Genomic DNA, 19746 nt, shown 5'->3' with positions numbered 1-19746 from the left:
GCCATGTCGCTGCTCCAGACCGCCGCCTCGGATTATCGTCAACCGGCCGCAACGGCGGCGGCGCTGAGGGAGAATGCGCAGGCGCTCGACCGGGATCGACAGCGCGAGAACGGCCAGCTTTTGCGCCTGTCGCTGCCGGCGTTGGCGATCGTCGTCATCCTGATGGTCGCACCGATCGGCTGGCTGTTCTCACTGTCCTTCGTCGGCGCCGATGGCGGCTTCAGTTTCGAAAACTATACGCGCATCGTTACCGATGGCGCCTATGTCTCGATCTTCGCGACCACCTTCCAGGTTGCGGCGGTGGTGACGGTTCTCTGCCTGCTGCTGGGCTATCCGGTCGCCTATGTGCTGACCATCCTGCCGGATCGCTTCGCGCAGGCGTTGATGCTGGCGGTTCTGGTGCCGTTCTGGACGTCGCTTCTGGTGCGCACCTATGCCTGGCTGGTGCTGCTGCAACGGCGCGGTGTCGTCAACGACACACTTTCCATGCTCGGATTGATCGAGCGGCCTCTCCCGCTGGTGCATAACATGGCCGGCGTCACCATCGGCATGGTGCATATCATGCTGCCGTTCCTGATCATGCCGCTCTATGCCTCGATGAAGGCGATCGACGGCAACCTGATGCGGGCGGCGGCCAATCTCGGTTCGTCGCCGGTCCATGCCTTCTTCCGCGTCTTCCTGCCGCTGTCTTTGCCCGGCCTGATCGCCGGCGCGGTTATGGTCTTCGTCATGTGCCTGGGTTTCTACATCACCCCGGCGCTGCTCGGCGGCGGCAAGGTGCAGATGATCGCGCAGCGCATCGAGCAATCCGTGTCGCTGTTCCCGACCTGGGGGCCGGCCGCGGCGCTGGCGGTGGTGCTTCTGGTGCTGACCGGCGGTTTCCTGCTCCTGAGCTGGCTGATCGTTCGCCGGTTTTCGCGCGGCGAGTGAGGAGGATCGATGGAATCGCATGTCACCCACAAGCAGCGCCTCTGGCTTTATATCCTGACGGCCCTGATCCTGCTGTTCCTGGTGGTGCCGACGCTGATCGTCGTGCCGATGTCGTTCAGCTCGGCCAATTCGCTGGCCTTTCCGCCGCCCGGCTGGTCGCTGCGCTGGTATCAGAACTTTTTCGAGCAGGACAAATGGCTGACGGCGGCGCTGGTTTCGCTGCGCACCGCTTTCGGCACGATGATCGTCGCGACCACGGTCGGAACCGCCGCCGCCTACAGCCTGCATGTCGGCAAGTTCGCGCTGCGCGGCACGATCTATGCGACGCTCGCCGCGCCGCTGGCCATTCCCGCCATCCTGCTGGCGATCGGACTGTTCTTCGTCTATGCCTCGGCCGGCCTTCTCAATACAACCGCCGGCCTGATCATCGCCCATACGCTGGTGGCGATCCCCTTCGTGCTGATCACCATGACGGCGGGCTTCAAGTCCTACGACATGAGCCAGGAAATGGTCGCCCGCAGCCTCGGCGCCAACCGGCTGACCGCCTTCCTGACCGTCACCCTGCCGCAGGTGAAGTTCTCGCTGATTTCGGCCGCGCTGCTCGCCTTCATCGTCTCGTTCGACGAGGTGGTCGTCTCGGTCTTCGTTTCCGGCGGGGATGTCTCGACCCTCACCAAGGTGATGTTCCAGACGCTGCGCGACGACATCGATCCAACCATTGCGGCGGTCTCGACGCTGATGCTGGTCATCGCCACCGTGCCGCCGCTCGTCCTGCAGCTCGCGGCCAATCGCAAGCGGGAGTCCTGACATGATCGAAGACCTGAACAGCGCGCTCGCCGGTTTCGTCGAATTGCACCGCGAGGGCCGTGTCCTCGAGATCCGCATGGTCAAGCCCAAGGTCAACGCCATCTGCCGGCGGCTGAGCCGGGCAATGGAGCGCGCCGCGCTTTTCCTGCAGGAGAGTGACGACCTGCAGGTCGGCGTGCTGACCAGCGGCCAGGACAGGGCCTTTTCCGCCGGCCTCGATTTCAACGAGGCGGAGGGGCCGGGAAACGATACCGAGGGGGCGGTCGACGGCGGTTTCGGCGGCATCACCCGCCTGTGGGCGCTGAAGAAACCGCTGATCGCCGCCATAAACGCGCCTGCGATCGGCGGCGGCATGGAACTGGCGCTGGCCTGCGACCTGATCGTCATGGCTGAAACCGCCTATTTCGAGCTGCCGGAACTGCAGCGTGGCCTGCTACCGGATGGCGGCGGATTGCAGCGCCTGCCGCGCCGCATTCCCTACAATGTCGCCACCGCGATGATCTGGACCGGGCACAGGATGACCGCCGCCGAGGCGGTGTCCTGGGGGCTCGTCCACCGCGCCGTGCCGGCGGCCGAGTTGCGGCAGGCGGCCATGGATATCGCCCATAAGATGACGCGCGACGCGCCGCTGGCCCAGCAGGCCTTCAAGGAGGTGCTGCGCAATATCGATGGCCTGTCGGATCGCGAGGCGATGGAGATCCGCGCCGACAGCGGCCCGCAATACGCCACCTATGCACGCATGCTCGCCTCGGAAGACATGCTGGAGGGACAGAAGGCATTCCTGGAACGTCGCCCGCCGCAATGGCGCGGCCGGTAGGACCAAACGATACCAAAACCAATCAAGGGAACGACCATGTATACCTATATAGAGACAGAACGCCACGGCGCAGTCGGGGTGATCGCCCTCAATCGCCCTGAAGCACGCAATGCCCTTGGCATGGGCCTGACGCTGGAGCTGCGTCGTGCCATCAAGGAAGCCGCTGCCGATGCCGGTCTTCGCGCCCTGATCCTGACGGGGCGCGGCGGCGCGTTTTCGGCCGGCGCCGATATCAAGGAATGGGCCGGCAAGGTCGAGGGCGTCGATCCCTGGCCGGATAGGAACTGGGTCGAGGAATCGCTGAAACTCATCCAGGAGGTCCATGCCTTCCCCAAGCCGACGCTCGCGATGATCGACGGCGCCGCTGTCGGCGCCGGCCTCGACATGGCGCTGGCCTGCGATTTCCGCTACGCCTCAGACCGCTCGAAATTCATCTGCTCCTATACCAATGTCGGCTATTCGCCCGATTGCGGCGGCACCTGGCTGATGCCGCGGGTCATGGGGCTGGAGGCGGCCAAGCGCTTCGCCTTCACCGGCGCGTTGTGGAACGCGCAGACCGCGCTCGAAAACCGCCTCGTCTCGCATGTCAGCCCGCAGGCGGAGCTTCTTTCCGAAACGCTGGCCTTCGCGCGGCAACTGGCCGCCGGCCCCACGGTCGCCATCGGCCTGGCGAAGAAACTGATGAACGCCTCGTTTGCGCGCTCGCTTGCCGAACAGCAGATCGAGGAAGTCGCCGCCGGCCATATCTGCGCGGCGACGAAGGATCACGCCGAAGGCCTCGCCGCGGCGAACGAACGCCGCGCCCCGAGCTTTATCGGCGCATAAGGAGGAAAAAAGTGGATTTCAGCCTGAGTTTCGAACAGGAAACCCTGATTCAGTCGCTCACCGATTTCGTCGAGAAGGAACTGTACCCGCATGAAAACATCGTCGAGGAACTGCGTACGGTTCCCGAGGACATCGCCCAGGAGATCAGACGCAAGGCGGATGCTGCAGGCTTCACCGCCATGAACATGCCGGAGGAATTCGGTGGGCCCGGCCTCGACCACCAGACCATCGCCCAGGCGGAGCGGGTGTTCGGAAAGCCGTCGGCGGCCTTGTCGCTGCTGATCAAGCGGCCGACGCAGATCCTGCTGAAATGCCAGGGCGAGCAGATCGACGACTACCTGATGCCGACGATCCGCGGCGACAAGACCGATTGCTTCGCCCTGACCGAGCCCGGCGCCGGCTCCGATGCGCGCGGCATCGTCACCCGGGCGGAGCGCCAGGGCGGTGAATGGGTGATCAACGGCGTCAAGCAGTTCATCTCCCATGCCGACGATTCCGACTATATCATCCTCATCGCCGTGACCGGCGTCGACGAGACGCCGAAGGGGCCGCAGAAGCGCTTCACCGCTTTCCTGCTCGATGTCGACCTGCCGGGCATCCGCATCGAGCCGATGAAATCGATCTGCACGCGCGGCTACAACCCCAACATGATCTATCTTGAAAACGTGCGCGTTTCAGACAGCAAGATCCTCGGCAAGGAGGGCGAGGGTTTCGTGATGGCCAATGACTGGCTCCATGCCGGCCGGGTCAATCTTTCGGCGCATTGCGTCGGGCGGGCGGAGCGCATCTTCGAGATGGCCTGCGACTGGGCGGCCAACCGCAAGGCATTCGGCCGCACGATCGGCGAGTTTCAGGGCACCGGCTTCAAGATCTCCGATATGGCGCTCGACATCCGACTGGGCGATCTGATGGTCAAGGAGGCGGCCTGGAAGATCGACCAGGGGCTGATGGACCGCGCACAATCCTCGATGGTCAATCTCTATTGCTCGGAAATGGTGTATCGTGTCGCCGACAACGCCGTTCAGGTCTTCGGCGGGATGGGCATGATGGAGGATTTCCCGATCCAGCGTTTCTGGCGCGATGCGCGTATCGAGCGGATTTGGGAGGGCACCTCCGAAATCCATCGCGACATCATTGCGAAGGACATCTTGCGCGGCTATCGCCAGTAGGGTAGCGGGCAAGAAAAGGGGGACCGGATGAGGCGGGCAGAAAAGAAGATCCTGACGCTTGAAACACGGCGGCGCGAACTGACGATCGCCACCTTGGAATCGATCCGCAAGCACGGCTACATGAATTCGACGATCAGTACGATCAGCGAGGAATCCGGCCTGTCGCGCGGCTTGATCAGTCATTATTTCAAGAACAAGGACGATCTCATCCTGTTTGCCTTCCGCCATCTCACGGAGCTTCTGGAGGCCATTCACCGGCAGGTCGTGCGATCCTGGGGAACCAGCCATTTCGACAAGCTGCTGGCCGGCGCCATGGTGACCTTCCTGCCCAGCCAGCCCTATCGCGAAGTCTGGCTGCATTTCTACAGCGCCTCGCGCCTGCAGCCGGAAGTGGCGCAGATGCATCGCGCTCTGTGGGGCCGGTTTCGGGCGTCCGTCCAGCGGCGGATCACGGCGGCTGCCGAGGAACGGGGCATCAAGATCGACATACCGACCGTGACCCTGATGTACACGCAGCTGATCGACGGTCTGTGGCTCGGAATGGTGGTGGAGGAAGCCTATGACGAGGCGACCTGCCGCCAGGTGATGCGCGACTGGCTGTGCGACGTCTTCGGGGAAGACCGCGAGAAGCACTCCATCGTGCCGCCCTTCGATGTCGCGGCGCTGCGCGAGGAATTGTCCCTCTGAACCCATGAATATGGCCCGGGCGCGCGTGTGCCCGGCTTCTACCGTCGGGTCCGCTGCGGTCCCGGTTCGCATTCCCATGTGTTTAACGAGGCAGAGGCCATGTCGAATTCTTCTTGTTTCACCCTTTCTTCACGCCTGTCGCCAGCCCTGCGGGAAAATTTCAGCCGCCTGCTGGCCCCGCGCCACATCGCCTTCATGGGCGGCGCCTATGCCGAATCCACCCTGCGCAACATCCGCCGCCATGGCTTTGCCGGGGAGGTCTATGTCGTCAACGCCAGGCGCGACGAGATCGGCGGCTATAGATGCTATCGCAGCCTGTCCGACCTTCCGGTCTCGCCGGACGCCACCTATCTCGGCGTCAATGCGGATGTAACGATCGGCGCCCTCGAGGAACTGAACCGTCTGAAGGCCGGCGGCGTGATCTGTTATGCATCCGGCTTTTCGGAAATCGGTGAGGCCGGGGCGGAACGCAACCGAAGGCTGATCGCGGCGGCCGGCGACATGGCGGTCGTCGGGCCGAACTGCTACGGCCTCGTCAATTATGTCAATCACGCGAGCATGTGGCCTTCGGGCTATCAGCCGCTCACCACCCGACGCGGCGCCGCCGTCGTCGGCCAGAGCGGTAATGTCTGCATCCACCTGACCTCGAACCAGCGCTCGGTGCCGTTCAGCTATCTCATCAGCGCCGGCAACCAGGCGGTCCTCGGCTTCGAGGATTACATCGACTACCTGACCGACGATCCGAACGTCACCTGCATCGGCCTTTTCATGGAAGGCATTCGCGACGTGCCGGCCTTTTCGCAGGCCTGCCTGCGGGCGCGCGAAAAGGGCATGCCGATCATCGTCTGCCGCTCCGGCCGCTCCGAACTCGGCGCGACGATGGCGGCGAGCCATACCAGCTCGCTTGCCGGCCAGAACGAATATTATGACGCGCTTTTCGCCCGCCTCGGCGTTATCGCCACCGATACAGTGCCGCAATTCCTGGAGATGCTGAAGATCGCCTCGGTCACGTCACCGCTTACGGGGCCGCGCATCGCGGTGTTTTCAAGCTCGGGCGGCGACAATGGTCTGGCTGCGGATTATTGCTCCTTCGCCGGCCTCGCGCTGCCGCAACCCTCGAAACGTCAGGTCGATGCGATCAAGCCGCTGCTGCCGGATTTCGGCCATGTCTCGAACCCGCTGGATTTCACCGCCGGCTATTGGGGCAACGAGGAATTGCTGACGCCTATGTTCACCACCATGCTGGAGGGTGACTACGACAGCGGCCTGATGGTCATGGACCATCCCTCGCCAAAGGTGGCAGAAGATGCCGGCGAGCCGATCCTGGCGATGATCCGGGCATTGGCGGCGGCCGGCAGGGCCACGGGCAAGCCGGTGTTCATGGGCTCGGTCAATCCGGAATCGATTCCTGAGAGCGTGCGCGTCTGGATGCTCGACCTCGGCGTCGTGCCGCTGCAAGGGTTGCATGACGCCGCGACGGTGATCGCGCTCTGGGCCGGATATTGCGCGATCCTGCGGCAGGACCGCGCGCTCGGCCGCCCGCTTACGGATCTCGTCCCCTATCCGACGGTTGCGGCGCAGGGGCAAGGCCGCACGGTCGACGAGGCCGAATCCAAGCGCCGGCTGTCGGCCTGCGGCCTCGCCGTGCCGGAGGGCCGCGTGCTGACCCGCGCCGATCTCGACGCCCTGCCCGAAACCCTGGAAGCGTCGGTCGTGCTCAAGGTCCTGCATGAGGAGCTGCCGCACAAGACGGAGGTCGGCGGCGTCGCCCTCGATCTGCGCCGCCGCGCCGATTTGCAGGCGGCGGCGGATCGCATGGCCGAGACGGTCCGCCATCATGCGCCCGGCATCGTGCTGGAGCGTTACCTGATGGAGCCGATGCAGGCCGCGCCGCTGGCCGAACTGATCGTCGGCGTCAAGCGCGATCCGCTGTTCGGCATGGTGCTGGTCATCGGCGCCGGCGGCATCTTCGTCGAGCTGCTCAAGGATGCCCGGCCGCTGCTGCTGCCGACCTCCCGCGGTGAAGTCGAAACGGCGCTACGCAGCCTCAAGACCTTCCCGCTGCTGGACGGTTTCCGCGGCAGGTCCCGCGCCGCCCTCGAACCGGTGATCGACGCCATCTTGGCCATCGCCGCCTATGCCGGCGAAGCACGCGAAACGCTGCTGGAACTCGATGTGAATCCGCTCATGGTCTACGATAACGCGGCGGTCGCGGTGGATGCGCTCATCGTGGAAATCGCGTCCGGCCCCGCAGCCGCAGCGTGTATTCAAAGCCGTTGATCATTCACGGACCCGTTTCGAAGGATCGGACGCCTCCGATCTCCGGCGTGCGCTTTGCCACGAAGCCGACGACAGCGGCTTCGGGCAGTTCATGCTGTTCTTTCGGGGGCAAGCTCGAAACGAACGCCTTGAACGCTGCCAAAACGTCTTCGGGGCTGTCTTTCAACACGGCATGCGTGGCGTAAGGCAAGTTCAGCAGGCGCGCACCTTCAACCTGCTCGGCCAGCTCGAAAGCCTGGCGGCGGGAAATCAGGAAGTCATCATCGCCATGGACCACAAGAAGCGGATCGACCGCACCGACTGACCCGGATAAACATCTTCGTCGTTCCGGACCGGACCGCTCTCAACTGCCGCTTCTGCCGGAGGCGGCGCAGCAGCGGCCTTCCGTCGAGGCGCGGTTCGCGCTCATCGGTGCTCAGCAGAGCGGCGTGCTTATCGGACAGCTTGGATTTCGGCGGAGCAAAACGCGACCGTATGAAGCGCCTGGGCAAGCGCCTCTTCCGGCTCCGCCGGGAATTCCTTGACGCGCCAGGCGATGTAACCGTCAGGACGGACGAGAGAGGCCCCGGATGAACCGATTCCGAAAGCGTCGCCAAATGCTTGGGCGTCGACCGGCCCGGCCGAGGTCAGGGCGAAATCCGTTCCCGCGAGGTCGCGGGCCACCCAGGCGAGCGCATCCTCGCTAAGCTGCCCCTGCGACAGGGGAAGAAGCTGCCGCAGGCTCAGGGATTTGAAGGTTTCGTAGCCCGAATGGGTCATGACCTGCGGCAGTCGAATATCCAGCACCGCCTTGCCCGCCGGATGGCCCGCGATGCGCTCGATCGGCACGTCCAATGGCGAAGTGACGGGCGGGGGCAGGGCAGCCTTGCCGCCGCCGTCGATGAGCACGCAGTCCAGCTTCAGCGCAAGCCGCGCCCCCACAGCCGCCGCAGGCTCCCGCCAACGCGCATTTTTCGTCAGCAGCACCCAGTCGCGTTGCAAGAGGTCGAGCGTCGAACACCGAACACCGTCCCGGCCGACCCAGACATGCGGTGCGCGGGTGCCAGGCTGGCCGGTCCACAGATCGGGGCGCAGCGCCGGCGGCAGGTCAGGGCCGGCGTCGATGACTGCGGCCGAGCGGTAGATCTGGCCCAACTCCATCGCCACGTCGTCGATGATCGGCACGTCCTTGTCACCAGGTCTTGCGTAACGGGCATAATCGGGCCGGGCGAAGATCTGGTCGTGGCGCAGCCAGGCGATGGGGCGGCGCTCGGCGTCATAGCTATCCAGCAGTTCGGGGCGCGACCGGCCAGCCAGGACGGCAGCAAGCTTCCATGCGAGATTGTGCGCATCCTCGATGCCCGTATTGGCGCCATAGCCGCCGCGCGCGGGCGGTAGTGTATGCGCCGCGTCGCCGGCCAGGAATATCCTGCCGCCGGCGAAGCGGTCGGCGATGAGCGCACTCAGTTGCCAAAGGCCCGTCGCGATGATCTCGAAATCCATCTCCGGCCGCCCGACGGCCCGCTGCACCATTGCGCGCAGCCCGGCTTCATCATGGTCCCCGTCATCGGCTACGATCAGCAGCCAGCGCTCCTGGCCCGGGCTGGCATCGCGATAGACGGTCAGCATCGCCTCGAAATCCGGCTGGTCGATCTCGAACTGGCTGATGCCCGGCTTGAGATAGCCATCCAGCGCGGCGGCGCGGAACAGGATGCTGCGGACGGTCCGCGTCATGCCCCGGCCGGAGCGGCCGATGCCCAGCTCCTCGCGGACAGGGCTGGCATGTCCGTCCGCGGCGATCAGGTAGTCCGCGCGCAGCGAGTCCTCCCGCCTCTGCGAATCCCGAAGCATGGCGGTGACGCCGCGATGGTCCTGCTCGAAGGCGGTCAATTCGGTGGAAAGCCGCACGTCGACACCGAGCTTGATCGCATGAGCGCGCAGGATCGGCTCAAGACGATCCTGCGCGATCGCCGCGCCGGTGCAGATCGAAAAATGCGTGTCGTCCTTCACCTGCTGGTCCGGCGCCTCGCCCGGCGTCCAGGCGACGTCCTCGCTCGACCATTTTCCGGCGAGGCTTTCGACCTTGATGCGACGCGGGCGTCCCAGGCCGGGCGGCACCTGCGGTATCGCGTCACCGAGGCCCGCGGCGCGATAGAGCTCCATCGTCCGCGTTGTAAACCCCATTGCGCGCGGCAGCGGCGAACTCGCAGGGTGGCGCTCGACGAGCACGGCCGGAACCCCGCGCGTGGCGAGAAACACCGCCGCCGAAAGTCCGACCAGCCCGCCGCCAACCATCAGAACCGATGTCTTTTCCATGCATGTCATCTCCAAGGCAGATACAATGTATTGGTCGATACAATGTATCGATCATCCGCGTTGTACCGTCAAGAGGGCGATGCTAGGGTGGGCTCATGCTGAAGAATGACTCAAGCCCGATATGGGAGCGTCCCGAGCGCCAGCCACGACCTGTTCCGGTGCCTCTCAGCCGGGAGGTCGTCGTTCAGGCGGCCATCGCCCTTGCCGATGCCGAAGGGCTTTCATCGGTGACGCTGCGCAAGGTCGCCGGCGTGCTCGGGGCGGGGCCGATGCGGCTTTATGGCTATATCGCCACGAAGGAAGAGCTGCTCGCGCTCATGGTCGATGCGATCTACGCGGAAATGCTCGAAGGCGAGGATGCGACAGGCGCCTGGCGCGCGCGAATCGCACGGCTGGCCGGCCACCTGCGGAGCGCTGCGCTGCGCCATCCCTGGTTCGCCGCGTTGTTGGGCGGCAGGCCACAGCAAGGTCCCAATGCCCTGGCCTTCACCGAAGCCATGTTGTCGGCCGTCGCCGAGGCGCCGGGCATCGACGACATAGACACTGTCTTTCTGGCCACGAAGGTCATAGGCGCCTATGTGGTCGGCGCGGTGTGTGACGAGGCCGCCGACGCGGCGGCAACGCAGGAGAGCGGCCAGACGAAGGCGCAATGGCAGGATGCAAATTGGCCTTACATTCAGCGGATGATCGCCACCGGCCGTTTCCCGATGCTCTCCAAGGTCGCCCATCAGATGACGCATCCCGCTCCCGGGACGCTCTTTGGCCGAGGGTTGGACCGCGTCCTTGACGGCATTGCCGGAACGACCTCGACTTCACGTTGAGGTCGCCAATCAGCGCAGGTGGTCCGTCGAAAGTCGGTAGTTCCCCGGAAGGAAGGCCATAGCCGGCACGTCTTCCTTCAGCCATCGCAGAAGGACCGGAGCCAGCCGCTCAGCCCGTCGGCGTTTTAGGTGTCGCTCAGCATGGGCATGTGATCCTCTTCTTTATCGAAAGAGAACCACAGGCCAAATCCAAGCACAGAAATAACTGAGTACGGACGTTAACAGCGGTGCGCACCTTATTCACGGTTTACGAAACCCGCAGGCCTATCTCGTTCCTGCACGCGTTTAACCGCGATCGTCAATTCGTCATTCGCCAGGCTGCAACACTGCCGCATCGCCAAACGTTTCGGTAGCGCCATCGCCGCTTAGTGCTGCATTGAGTTTTCTGACGTCAAGCTCGTTTTCCCACCGGGCGACGACGATCGTCGCGACGGCGTTGCCGATGAAATTGGTCAACGCGCGGCATTCCGACATGAAGCGATCTATGCCGAGAATGAGCGCCATCCCGGCCACGGGTACGGAAGGCACCACCGAAAGCGTCGCAGCAAGGGTGATGAAGCCTGCACCGGTGATGCCGGCTGCACCCTTTGAGCTCAGCATGGCCACAAGGAGCAGCAGGATCTGGTCGCCGATCGACAGCGGGATATCCATGGCCTGCGCGATGAACAGGGCGGCGAGCGTCATGTAGATGTTCGTGCCGTCGAGATTGAACGAGTATCCCGTCGGGATGACGAGGCCGACGACGGAGCGTTTGCAGCCCGCCTCTTCCATCTTCTGCATCAGGCCGGGCAAAGCGGCTTCCGACGACGATGTGCCAAGAACGAGCAGCAGCTCTTCCTTGATGTAGCGGATGAGCGCCAGGATGGAAAAACCATTGTACCTGGCGACCGCGCCGAGCACCACAAAGACGAAAAGCAATGATGTAACGTAGAAGGTCGCGATCAGAAAGGCGAGATTGGCAACTGAACCGATGCCGTATTTGCCGATCGTGAAGGCCATGGCGCCGAAGGCGCCGATAGGAGCGGCCTTCATGAGGATGGCGACCAGCCGGAAGATCGGCGAGGTCAACGACTGCAGGAAGTCGACGACCGGCTTGCCCTGTTCGCCAACCATGCCGAGCGCAATCCCGAACAGAACCGAGAAGAACAGCACCTGCAGGATATCCCCTTCGGCGAAGGCGCCGACGATGGTCTGCGGGATGATGTTCATCAGAAAGCCTGTGATGGTCGATTCATGCGCCTTGGTGGCATAGGTCGCCACCGCATTGGCATCGAGCGATGCCGGGTCGATATGCAGACCGGCGCCCGGTTGCACGAGATTGGCAATGACCATGCCGAGAGCAAGCGCCAGCGTCGAGAATGTCAGGAAATAGAGCATCGCCTTGCCGGCGACGCGGCCGACCTTCTTCAGGTCCGACATGCCGGCAATGCCGGTCGCGACCGTCAGGAAGATTACGGGAGCAATGATCATCTTGACCAGTTTGATGAAGGCATCGCCGAGCGGCTTCAATCCGGCAGCGAAATCCGGATAGAAATGACCGACAAGCATGCCGGCGCAGATAGCGACGATCACCTGGAAATAGAGATGGGTGTAAAATGGTTTCGGCTCGCGCGTTTCCACGGTGGCAGACGAAATGTGCATGACTTCCTCCTTATGCACCCCAACCGGAAAACCGGCTCTTCCCGAGGTGACTTGCTGTAACTGCCAACAAACTGAGCAAAGGATGTGCCAAGTCGGGCGCAGGAGGATAAGCGCCTGTATTATATTGCCTATTCAATAATGTGGAAACCGGTAGGGCTCTATTTGTGCGGCTTTTCACACAAATCATATTGAGTAAAGTGCGACTTCATGCTCAAGTTCGCCGATGAATGAAACGTCCGTCAATCCCATGTCTGCCGACCTTGCCCGCTTGATACGGAGGCAATGGCTTGGCTTCTTCTTGCTTTTCCTCGCCCTGTCGCTGGGCGGGCTCTCCGTGGCCGGGCACTATGGCAGCGCTGCCGCCCTGTCGGCGATCGAGGAACAGGGGCGGACCGACGCAAACCTTAAAGTCGCGCTCCTTCAAGCCGTGCTGGAGCGTCCGCGCGCTTTGCCCTTCCTGCTGTCCCGCGATCGGGACGTCGCGGATGCGTTGACGGATATGGCAACCGGAAAACAGCAATTGCTCGATCTGAAATTGGCGGAACTCGTCAAAGAAACGAGCGCTGCGGTGATCTATGTCATCAACGCCAGCGGTGTCGCGGTTTCCGCCAGCAACTGGCGCGAGCCGACGAGCTTTGTCGGCAACGATTATTCGTTCCGCGCTTATTTCTCGCGCGCCATGAAGGAGGGTACGGCTGAGCACTTCGCGCTCGGTTCGGTCAGCAAGCGGCCAGGCCTCTACATTTCACATCGCATCGGTCCGGCAGACTCTGCGCTCGGAGTCGTCGTGGTCAAGATGGAATTCGACCAGCTTGAGACGAATTGGCGCGAGAGCCAGCGCCCCTCCTATGTCGTCGATGCCGATCATGTCGTGCTGATCACCAGCATTCCATCCTGGCGCTTCATGACGACGGAGCCGCTGCCCAGCGACAGTCTCTCCGCTATCCGTGAGAGCCTGCAATTCGGGGAGGCACCACTCGCGCCGCTCCCCTTCGAGCGGAAGGTGGACAGCAATCTCGTTCGTGTGTTGTTGCCGGGCGGCGGTGCGCAATCCTATCTGCGCATCATCACACCCGTCGCCTCGACGCCCTGGCAATTTGAATATCTCGTGCCGACAGACGACGCGGTCGCCGCGGCGATGCGGGAGGCGCGACTCCTCGCCCTGCTTCTTCTGGTCGCGATTGCGATTGCAGCCGCGATCTGGCTTCGCCGGCGCCATGCGGCCCTTGCCAATGCCGCCCGCGAACAGGCCGCGCGCGAGGAACTGGAACGCCGCGTGATCGAGCGAACCTCCGATCTGAGCCGTGCACGCGACCATCTCGAAGCCGAGATCGCCGATCACCGGGAAACCGAGACCAGACTGCAGGCGGTGCAACAGGATCTCGTGCAGGCGAACCGCCTTGCCATTCTCGGTCAGGTCGCCGCCGGTGTTGCGCATGAGATCAACCAGCCCCTGGCCACCATTCGCGCCTATGCCGACAATGCGAAGGTGTTTCTAAGCCGCAACAGACCGGAGCCCGCGCGCGAAAACCTCGACCATATTACCGACCTCACGGATCGCATCGCGACGATTACCGAAGATCTCAAGGCGCTTGCGCGCAAGGGGCGCGCGGCGGAGGAGCCGGTCGCCCTGCACGACGTCATCGACGGTGCCCTGATGCTCCTGCGCAGCCGTTTTACCGGCCGGCTGAACCGTCTGGCGGTCGCCCCCTTCCCGGCCGATCTCCGGGTTCTGGGCAACCGTTTGCGGCTGGAACAGGTATTGATCAACCTCTTTCAGAACGCGCTGGAAGCCGTGGAGACGCACAGCAAGGGACAGGTCGACGTGAGGGTATCCGTTGACGGCGCCATAGTCACCGTCATCGTTGCCGACAACGGTCCCGGACTGTCGGAAGCGGTCCTCGCCCAGCTCTTCCAACCCTTCAATACATCCAAGGACAAAGGACTTGGCCTTGGTCTCGTCATCGCGAAGGACATCGTCTCCGACTATGGCGGCAGCCTGGAGGTCGAGACCGGCGCAAGCGGGGCAACGTTCAACATCCATCTCAGAAAGGCGGAGGAATGAGCACACCCGTTTTCCTGGTCGACGACGACCGGCAATTGCTGCGCGCGATGGCGCAAACGCTGGAACTTGCGGATTTCGCCGTCACGCCGTTCGCGTCTGCCGCCGAGGCGCTGTCGCAGTTGGACCGCGATTTCGCCGGCGTCGTCGTCTCCGACATCCGCATGCCCGGCATGGACGGGCTTCAGCTCTTTGAGCGCATCCTTGGGCTTGATCCGGAAATTCCCGTCATCCTCGTGACCGGCCACGGGGATATTGCAATGGCCGTCAAAGCCATCCAGGACGGCGTATATGATTTCATCGCCAAGCCGTTTCAATCCGAACGGCTGATTCAATGCGTGCATCGCGCAGCAGAAAAACGCGGCCTTGTCCTCGAAAACCGTCGTCTTCGCGACGTCGCGCGGCAGGCGGAAGACGATTTCCCGCTGATCGGCCAGACTCCCGTCATGGATAGGCTGCGCCAGACACTGCGCCAGATCGCCGATACGGATGTCGACGTGCTGGTAACCGGCGAAACGGGCAGCGGCAAGGAAGTCGTCGCGCGCCTGCTGCATAACTGGAGCCGACGTGCAAAGGGCAATTTCGTGGCGCTTAACTGCGGCGCCCTGCCGGAGCAGGTGATCGAAAGCGAGTTGTTCGGCCACGAACCGGGCGCATTCACCGGCGCGCAGAAAAAGCGCATCGGCCGCATTGAGCATTCCAGCGGGGGCACGCTGTTTCTCGATGAGTTGGAAAGCATGCCGCTCTCGACACAGATCCAGATGTTGCGCGTGCTGGAGTTGCGCGAGGTGACGCCACTGGGAACCAACGAGGTGCGGCCCGTCGATATCCGCATCGTGGCCGCGGCAAAAGTCGATCTCGCCGATCCCGAACAGCGCAAGGCCTTCCGGGAAGACCTCTACTACCGTCTCAACGTCATCTCGCTGACCATCCCGCCGCTGCGCGAGCGGCGGGATGATATTCCACTCCTGTTCCGCTATTTCGCCGAGCGGGCAGCGCGGCGTTTCCAGCGGCCGGCGCCGCCTCTTTCCGCCGATATCCTTCATCATCTGCGTGCGCATGACTGGCCGGGCAATGTTCGCGAACTCTCGCATTTCACCGAACGTGTCGTGCTCGGGATGACGCCCGGCACGGTAGCTGGGGGCTCGTCCGCGACGGATACGCAACCCGGATCGTTGCCGGAACGGCTGGAGCGGCTCGAAGCGGAAATCATCCGCGAGACGCTCACGGCCCATGGAGGCAATGTGCAGGAAACGATCGCCGCACTTCAAATCCCGCGCAAGACATTTTACGACAAGCTCCAGCGCCACGGCATCGTGCGCCGTGAGTTCATCGGCGGTTCCAGGTGAGCACGCCTATCTCATTCGAACGAGCGCCGGACCTTCCATGTCCGTTCGGGATGCTGCTCTATCATCTTGCCTCCCGCCCAGGCAGAGACCCCGGCTACGACCCCTATCTCGGGCGGCCATGCGCTCGGCCTGTCGAAAACCTCCAGGAGACAATGCCGGGTGCAGGCGAGCATCACGTGCAGCGTCTTGAGCGCCGATCACGGACACGACGTCCGAGGACATGTAAAAACAAAGAGATAGAGCATTCTTGCGCTTCGAGAAAAGCGGAAATGCTCTAGCCGTTCTGTCCGGCGAAATGGTGAGCAGTCCCATCCGAAGACGTTCCGGCCGCACGATAATGGCAAGCCAAGCGTGCTTCGTCCTCGGCGACCAATATGATCGCAATTGATCCCGAATTCACCATCGGACGCGCTTTCGCGCCAGTTGCTATCGCTGCACCGGGCCCTAGTTACCACGTGATCAAACGGAGGAATCAGATGGAAGGACGCGTTTCGCGGAGGGCAAAAACAGGCGTCGATGGTCTCGACGATATCCTGTCAGGTGGATTGTCGCGTCGTCATGTCTTTCTTCTCGAAGGCTCGCCGGGTACGGGAAAAACGACAGTTGCCCTGCAGTTTCTTCTGGAAGGTGCGGCGCTTGGCGAAAAGTGCCTCTACATCACGCTTTCCGAAACCGAGGAGGAACTGCGCGACTGTGCCCAGTCCCACGGTATGGAAATCGACAGCAATATTGAAATCTTCGAACTCGTTCCTCCCGAGAGCCTGTTGAATGCGGATCAACAGCAGAGTCTGCTCTATTCATCGGATCTTGAACTCGGCGAAACCACGAAGATGATCTTCGAGGCGTTCGAGAGATTGAAACCGGGTCGCGTGGTGCTCGACAGCCTTTCGGAAATCAGGCTTCTCGCCCAAAGCTCCCTGCGATACCGCCGCCAAATCCTTGCGCTGAAGCACTTCTTCTCGAGGACTGGTGCGACGGTGCTTCTCCTTGATGACATGACCTCTGACAACCTGGACAAGACGGTCCACAGCGTCGTGCACGGGGTCATTCATCTTGAGCAGCTGGCGCCAAGCTACGGCGCGGAACGCCGCCGCCTGCGGGTCACCAAGTACCGCGGTCAGGCCTTTCGTGGCGGATACCATGACTTCATCATCAAGACGGGCGGTGTCGCGGTTTTCCCGCGCCTGCGGGCGCTCGAGCACCGCACCGCGTTTGATCGCACGACGCTGTCGAGCGGCATAGCGGAACTCGATGCGTTGCTCGGCGGCGGCATAGAGCGGGGGTCGAGCACTCTTCTGATTGGCCCGGCCGGCACAGGCAAGAGCTTGTTTGCGCTGCAGTTCCTCGATGCCGCCGTCAAGCGCGGCGAGAAAGCGGCCTTCTTCATCTTCGATGAAGAATTGGGCTTGCTTTTGGAACGCACGAAAGCCTTGGATTTCGATCTGGAAAGCTATCAACGGGACGGTCTTATCCACATCGAGCAGCTGGATGCCGCGGAGCTCTCGCCTGGTGAGTTCGCTCAGCGTGTGTGCGACCGTGTCGCCAGTTTCGACGCAAAAACCGTCTTGATCGACAGCATCAATGGCTACCAGGCATCGATGCCCGAGGAAAGTGCGCTCATACTCCACATGCACGAACTGCTGCAATATTTGAATCGCCAGGGCGCGAACACCTTCGTGACATTGACGCAGCAGGGCTTGGTTGGAGACATGAAATCGCCTGTGGACATGACTTACCTTGCCGACACGGTCGTGCTTTTGCGCTACTTCGAGGCCCTCGGCAAGGTCCGTCGCGCCATTTCGGTCATCAAGAAAAGAACAGGCAGGCACGAAGACACGATCCGGGAGTTTACGATCGGCCGTGGTGGCCTTTCGCTCGGCGAACCGCTTTCCGATTTCCAGGGCATCCTGCTTGGAGTTCCGACCTTCGTTGGGGAGAAGCAGCCCCTTATGAACCTTTCCAGTGAGGATCAGGACCATTCCAAACAGTGAGGCCAAAGCCCTGATCCTTGCCCCATTGGGACGGGATGCGCAGATCGCCGGTTCGCTGCTATCAGAAGCCGGCATTCCGTCGAAGACCGTGAAGGATTTTGTCGCTTTCTGCGGTTGCATGGAAGAAAACATCGCCTTCGCGGTCCTCACGGAGGAGGCGGTGCGCTCGGCGGATTTGCGCCCTCTATCGGCGTGGATCCAGTCGCAGCCAAGCTGGTCCGATTTTCCTTTCATCATTCTCACTCACCGCGGAGGGGGACCGGAGCAAAACCCTTCCGCCGGGCGTCTGTCCGACATTCTGGGAAATGTCAGCTTCATCGAGCGGCCGTTTCATGCCACGACATTTCTCAGCGTAGCGCGCTCGGCGCTGCGGGGCAGGCGTCGACAATACGAGGCGCGCATACGCATCGAGGCGCTGGACGAAGGCGAACGGCGGCTGCAGACAGCCTTGGACGCTGGCCATCTCGGCGCATGGGAACTCGATCTCTCGACCCTCGAACTCGTCACGTCGGCCACCTGCCGGAGCATATTCGGGAGAAGTTCCGTCGATGCGTTCACTTATGACGATCTTGTCGCCGCCATTCATCCCGACGATCTGGAGGAGATGCAAGCGGCTGTGCGGGCAACGATCGAGTCCGGCGCCGACTACGCAATTGAGTATCGGACGATCTGGCCCGATGGCTCGCTTCATTGGGCCGAGGTCCGCGCGCAGCTTTATAGGGATCGCAGTGGAAAGGCGATCAAGCTGATCGGTGTTTCCTCCGATGCCACCGCACGGATATCATGGGAGGTCGAGCAGCGGCAATTGAACGAAATCCTGGAGGAACGTGTCGCAGAGCGCACGGAAGAACTCCACAAGGCCCATGCGGCCGTCATGGCGGAGGTGGCACAGCGTGAGCGGGCCGAATCACAACTTCTGCAGGCCCAGAAAATGGAGGCGATCGGCCAACTGACCGGCGGCGTCGCCCATGATTTCAACAACCTGCTGATGGCGGTGCTGGGAAACCTTGAGCTTTTGCGCAAGCATACGGACGGCGATGCAAAGGCGACGCGGCTGATCGATGGCGCATTTCAGGGCGCCAGACGCGGCGCGTCGCTGACACAGCGGCTTCTGGCTTTCGCACGCCGGCAGGATCTGCGCGTCGACACGGTCGATCTCGGCAGACTGGTGAGTGAGATGGTCGAGCTTCTGAAGCGCTCGGTCGGTGCGGGTATCGCCATAGAAACATCGATTTCCGAAAGCTTTGATCCGGTGCTCGCCGACCCCAACCAGTTGGAGTTGGCCCTTCTCAATCTCGTGGTGAACGCGCGCGATGCCATGCCGGACGGCGGAACGATCCGCATCGTCCTGTCCGAGATGACGCTTGCCACGCAAGAGGGGGATCTCGCCCCCGGGCGATACGGTGTGCTTTCCGTCATCGATGACGGCTACGGGATGGACGAGCACACGCTGCAAAAGGCAGTCGAACCGTTCTTTTCCAAGAAGGAGCTCGGCAAAGGCACGGGGCTCGGCCTGTCGATGATCCACGGCTTGGCGCTGCAGTTGCACGGGGCATTGCGACTTCGTAGTGCGCCAGGACAAGGCACCGCTGCCGAACTCTGGATTCCCGTTTCACATGAGCGGCTGGCCACGGTGGAGCAAGAGGACACGCCCCGGCAGGAACAACGGGCGCAATCGCTCCGCGTTCTTCTCGTCGATGATGACTTCCTGATCGCGATGAGTTCTGTCGATATGCTGGCCGATCTCGGTCATGAGGTGGTCATGGCGCATTCCGGAAAGGAGGCGCTTGCGCATCTCAAGGGGAGTGGCCGGTTCGATCTGATGATTACGGACTATTCCATGCCGGAGATGACGGGTGGAGAATTGGCAAAGGCGGCGCGCACGCTGTTCCCCGGGCTGCCGATCCTTATCGCATCGGGATATGCTGAGCTGCAGCCAGGCATCGACTTCGACATTGCAAGGCTTGGAAAGCCCTACACGCAGCAGCAACTCGCGACGGAGATCGATCGCATCTTGAAGGTTTAGATCGGGCGCGATCTGAGAGAGATCACAAGCGGCGCGGCGACGCCGG

General features: G+C 62.6%; 15 protein-coding genes. 13 read left to right on the top strand and 2 right to left on the bottom strand.

Annotation, left to right across the window (positions count from 1 at the left end):
- Positions 1 to 3: 3 nt before the first annotated feature.
- The 8 genes from P7F60_RS22845 (at position 4) to P7F60_RS22810 (ending at position 7819) form a co-directional block, all read left to right on the top strand.
- Positions 4 to 930, top strand: a complete 927-nt coding sequence (locus tag P7F60_RS22845) for an ABC transporter permease (RefSeq protein WP_277920000.1) — start codon at positions 4 to 6, stop codon at positions 928 to 930.
- 9 nt (positions 931 to 939) lie between these two features.
- Positions 940 to 1737 (top strand): ABC transporter permease, encoded by a 798-nt coding sequence (locus P7F60_RS22840; protein ID WP_277919999.1) that lies wholly within the window; start codon positions 940 to 942, stop codon positions 1735 to 1737.
- A 1-nt stretch (position 1738) separates the two neighbouring features.
- A complete protein-coding gene (locus P7F60_RS22835; protein WP_277919998.1) occupies positions 1739 to 2554 on the top strand; it encodes an enoyl-CoA hydratase-related protein in 816 nt (271 codons plus the stop codon).
- A gap of 36 nt (positions 2555 to 2590) precedes the next feature.
- The gene (locus P7F60_RS22830; protein ID WP_277919997.1) at positions 2591 to 3379 is read left to right on the top strand and encodes an enoyl-CoA hydratase-related protein; all 789 of its coding nucleotides are present in this window, start codon (positions 2591 to 2593) and stop codon (positions 3377 to 3379) included.
- 11 nt (positions 3380 to 3390) lie between these two features.
- Positions 3391 to 4548 carry an acyl-CoA dehydrogenase family protein gene (locus tag P7F60_RS22825; protein ID WP_277919996.1) on the top strand — a complete coding sequence of 386 codons (1158 nt, stop codon included), beginning with the start codon at positions 3391 to 3393 and terminating at the stop codon, positions 4546 to 4548.
- Positions 4549 to 4575: 27 nt separating this feature from the next.
- Complete coding sequence (locus tag P7F60_RS22820) at positions 4576 to 5235, top strand: TetR family transcriptional regulator C-terminal domain-containing protein (protein WP_277919995.1); 660 nt, start codon at positions 4576 to 4578, stop codon at positions 5233 to 5235.
- 99 nt (positions 5236 to 5334) lie between these two features.
- Positions 5335 to 7515: an acetate--CoA ligase family protein gene (locus P7F60_RS22815; RefSeq protein ID WP_277919994.1), complete on the top strand. Its 2181-nt coding sequence runs from the start codon at positions 5335 to 5337 to the stop codon at positions 7513 to 7515.
- A gap of 91 nt (positions 7516 to 7606) precedes the next feature.
- Positions 7607 to 7819: a hypothetical protein gene (locus tag P7F60_RS22810; RefSeq protein ID WP_277919993.1), complete on the top strand. Its 213-nt coding sequence runs from the start codon at positions 7607 to 7609 to the stop codon at positions 7817 to 7819.
- 128 nt (positions 7820 to 7947) lie between these two features.
- On the opposite strand, the gene P7F60_RS22805 is transcribed toward P7F60_RS22810, so the two are convergent.
- Positions 7948 to 9810 carry an FAD-dependent monooxygenase gene (locus P7F60_RS22805; protein WP_277919992.1) on the bottom strand — a complete coding sequence of 621 codons (1863 nt, stop codon included), beginning with the start codon at positions 9808 to 9810 and terminating at the stop codon, positions 7948 to 7950.
- A gap of 95 nt (positions 9811 to 9905) precedes the next feature.
- Between P7F60_RS22805 and P7F60_RS22800 the strand changes: the two genes are divergently transcribed.
- Positions 9906 to 10631 carry a TetR/AcrR family transcriptional regulator C-terminal domain-containing protein gene (locus tag P7F60_RS22800; RefSeq protein WP_277919991.1) on the top strand — a complete coding sequence of 242 codons (726 nt, stop codon included), beginning with the start codon at positions 9906 to 9908 and terminating at the stop codon, positions 10629 to 10631.
- 306 nt (positions 10632 to 10937) lie between these two features.
- Here P7F60_RS22800 and P7F60_RS22795 read toward each other — a convergent pair whose 3' ends face one another.
- The gene (locus P7F60_RS22795; RefSeq protein ID WP_277919990.1) at positions 10938 to 12272 is read right to left on the bottom strand and encodes a dicarboxylate/amino acid:cation symporter; all 1335 of its coding nucleotides are present in this window, start codon (positions 12270 to 12272) and stop codon (positions 10938 to 10940) included.
- A gap of 223 nt (positions 12273 to 12495) precedes the next feature.
- Here P7F60_RS22795 and P7F60_RS22790 point away from each other — a divergent pair, with 223 nt between their 5' ends.
- The 4 genes from P7F60_RS22790 (at position 12496) to P7F60_RS22775 (ending at position 19700) form a co-directional block, all read left to right on the top strand.
- On the top strand, positions 12496 to 14337 hold the full coding sequence (locus P7F60_RS22790) for an ATP-binding protein (RefSeq protein ID WP_277919989.1): 1842 nt from the start codon (positions 12496 to 12498) through the stop codon (positions 14335 to 14337).
- Positions 14334 to 15683, top strand: a complete 1350-nt coding sequence (locus tag P7F60_RS22785) for a sigma-54 dependent transcriptional regulator (RefSeq protein WP_277919988.1) — start codon at positions 14334 to 14336, stop codon at positions 15681 to 15683. Before P7F60_RS22790 ends, P7F60_RS22785 begins: the two co-directional genes overlap by 4 nt.
- 476 nt (positions 15684 to 16159) lie before the next feature.
- Entirely contained in the window at positions 16160 to 17674 is a 1515-nt protein-coding gene (locus tag P7F60_RS22780; protein WP_277920142.1) for an ATPase domain-containing protein, read from the top strand.
- Positions 17652 to 19700, top strand: coding sequence for a hybrid sensor histidine kinase/response regulator (locus tag P7F60_RS22775; protein ID WP_277920141.1), 2049 nt, complete (start codon positions 17652 to 17654; stop codon positions 19698 to 19700). The genes P7F60_RS22780 and P7F60_RS22775 overlap by 23 nt, the downstream gene beginning before the upstream one ends.
- Positions 19701 to 19746: the final 46 nt, after the last annotated feature.

Origin of the sequence: Rhizobium sp. YJ-22, from assembly GCF_029601685.1 — a bacterium.
GTDB lineage: Bacteria > Pseudomonadota > Alphaproteobacteria > Rhizobiales > Rhizobiaceae > Metarhizobium.
Note: the sequence above shows the minus strand (reverse complement) of the source record. Positions and strands in the feature narration are given on the sequence as shown.

Bases quoted from the DNA above. Each gene is read 5' to 3' on its own strand.
- P7F60_RS22820 (WP_277919995.1), top strand. From the start codon at position 4,576: ATGAGGCGGGCAGAAAAGAAGATCCTGACGCTTGAAACACGGCGGCGC.
- P7F60_RS22830 (WP_277919997.1), top strand. From the start codon at position 2,591: ATGTATACCTATATAGAGACAGAACGCCACGGCGCAGTCGGGGTGATC.
- P7F60_RS22795 (WP_277919990.1), bottom strand. From the start codon at position 12,272: ATGCACATTTCGTCTGCCACCGTGGAAACGCGCGAGCCGAAACCATTT.
- P7F60_RS22790 (WP_277919989.1), top strand. From the start codon at position 12,496: ATGAATGAAACGTCCGTCAATCCCATGTCTGCCGACCTTGCCCGCTTG.
- P7F60_RS22835 (WP_277919998.1), top strand. From the start codon at position 1,739: ATGATCGAAGACCTGAACAGCGCGCTCGCCGGTTTCGTCGAATTGCAC.
- P7F60_RS22785 (WP_277919988.1), top strand. From the start codon at position 14,334: ATGAGCACACCCGTTTTCCTGGTCGACGACGACCGGCAATTGCTGCGC.
- P7F60_RS22815 (WP_277919994.1), top strand. From the start codon at position 5,335: ATGTCGAATTCTTCTTGTTTCACCCTTTCTTCACGCCTGTCGCCAGCC.
- P7F60_RS22810 (WP_277919993.1), top strand. From the start codon at position 7,607: ATGCTGTTCTTTCGGGGGCAAGCTCGAAACGAACGCCTTGAACGCTGC.
- P7F60_RS22845 (WP_277920000.1), top strand. From the start codon at position 4: ATGTCGCTGCTCCAGACCGCCGCCTCGGATTATCGTCAACCGGCCGCA.
- P7F60_RS22840 (WP_277919999.1), top strand. From the start codon at position 940: ATGGAATCGCATGTCACCCACAAGCAGCGCCTCTGGCTTTATATCCTG.
- P7F60_RS22800 (WP_277919991.1), top strand. From the start codon at position 9,906: ATGCTGAAGAATGACTCAAGCCCGATATGGGAGCGTCCCGAGCGCCAG.
- P7F60_RS22805 (WP_277919992.1), bottom strand. From the start codon at position 9,810: ATGGAAAAGACATCGGTTCTGATGGTTGGCGGCGGGCTGGTCGGACTT.
- P7F60_RS22780 (WP_277920142.1), top strand. From the start codon at position 16,160: ATGGAAGGACGCGTTTCGCGGAGGGCAAAAACAGGCGTCGATGGTCTC.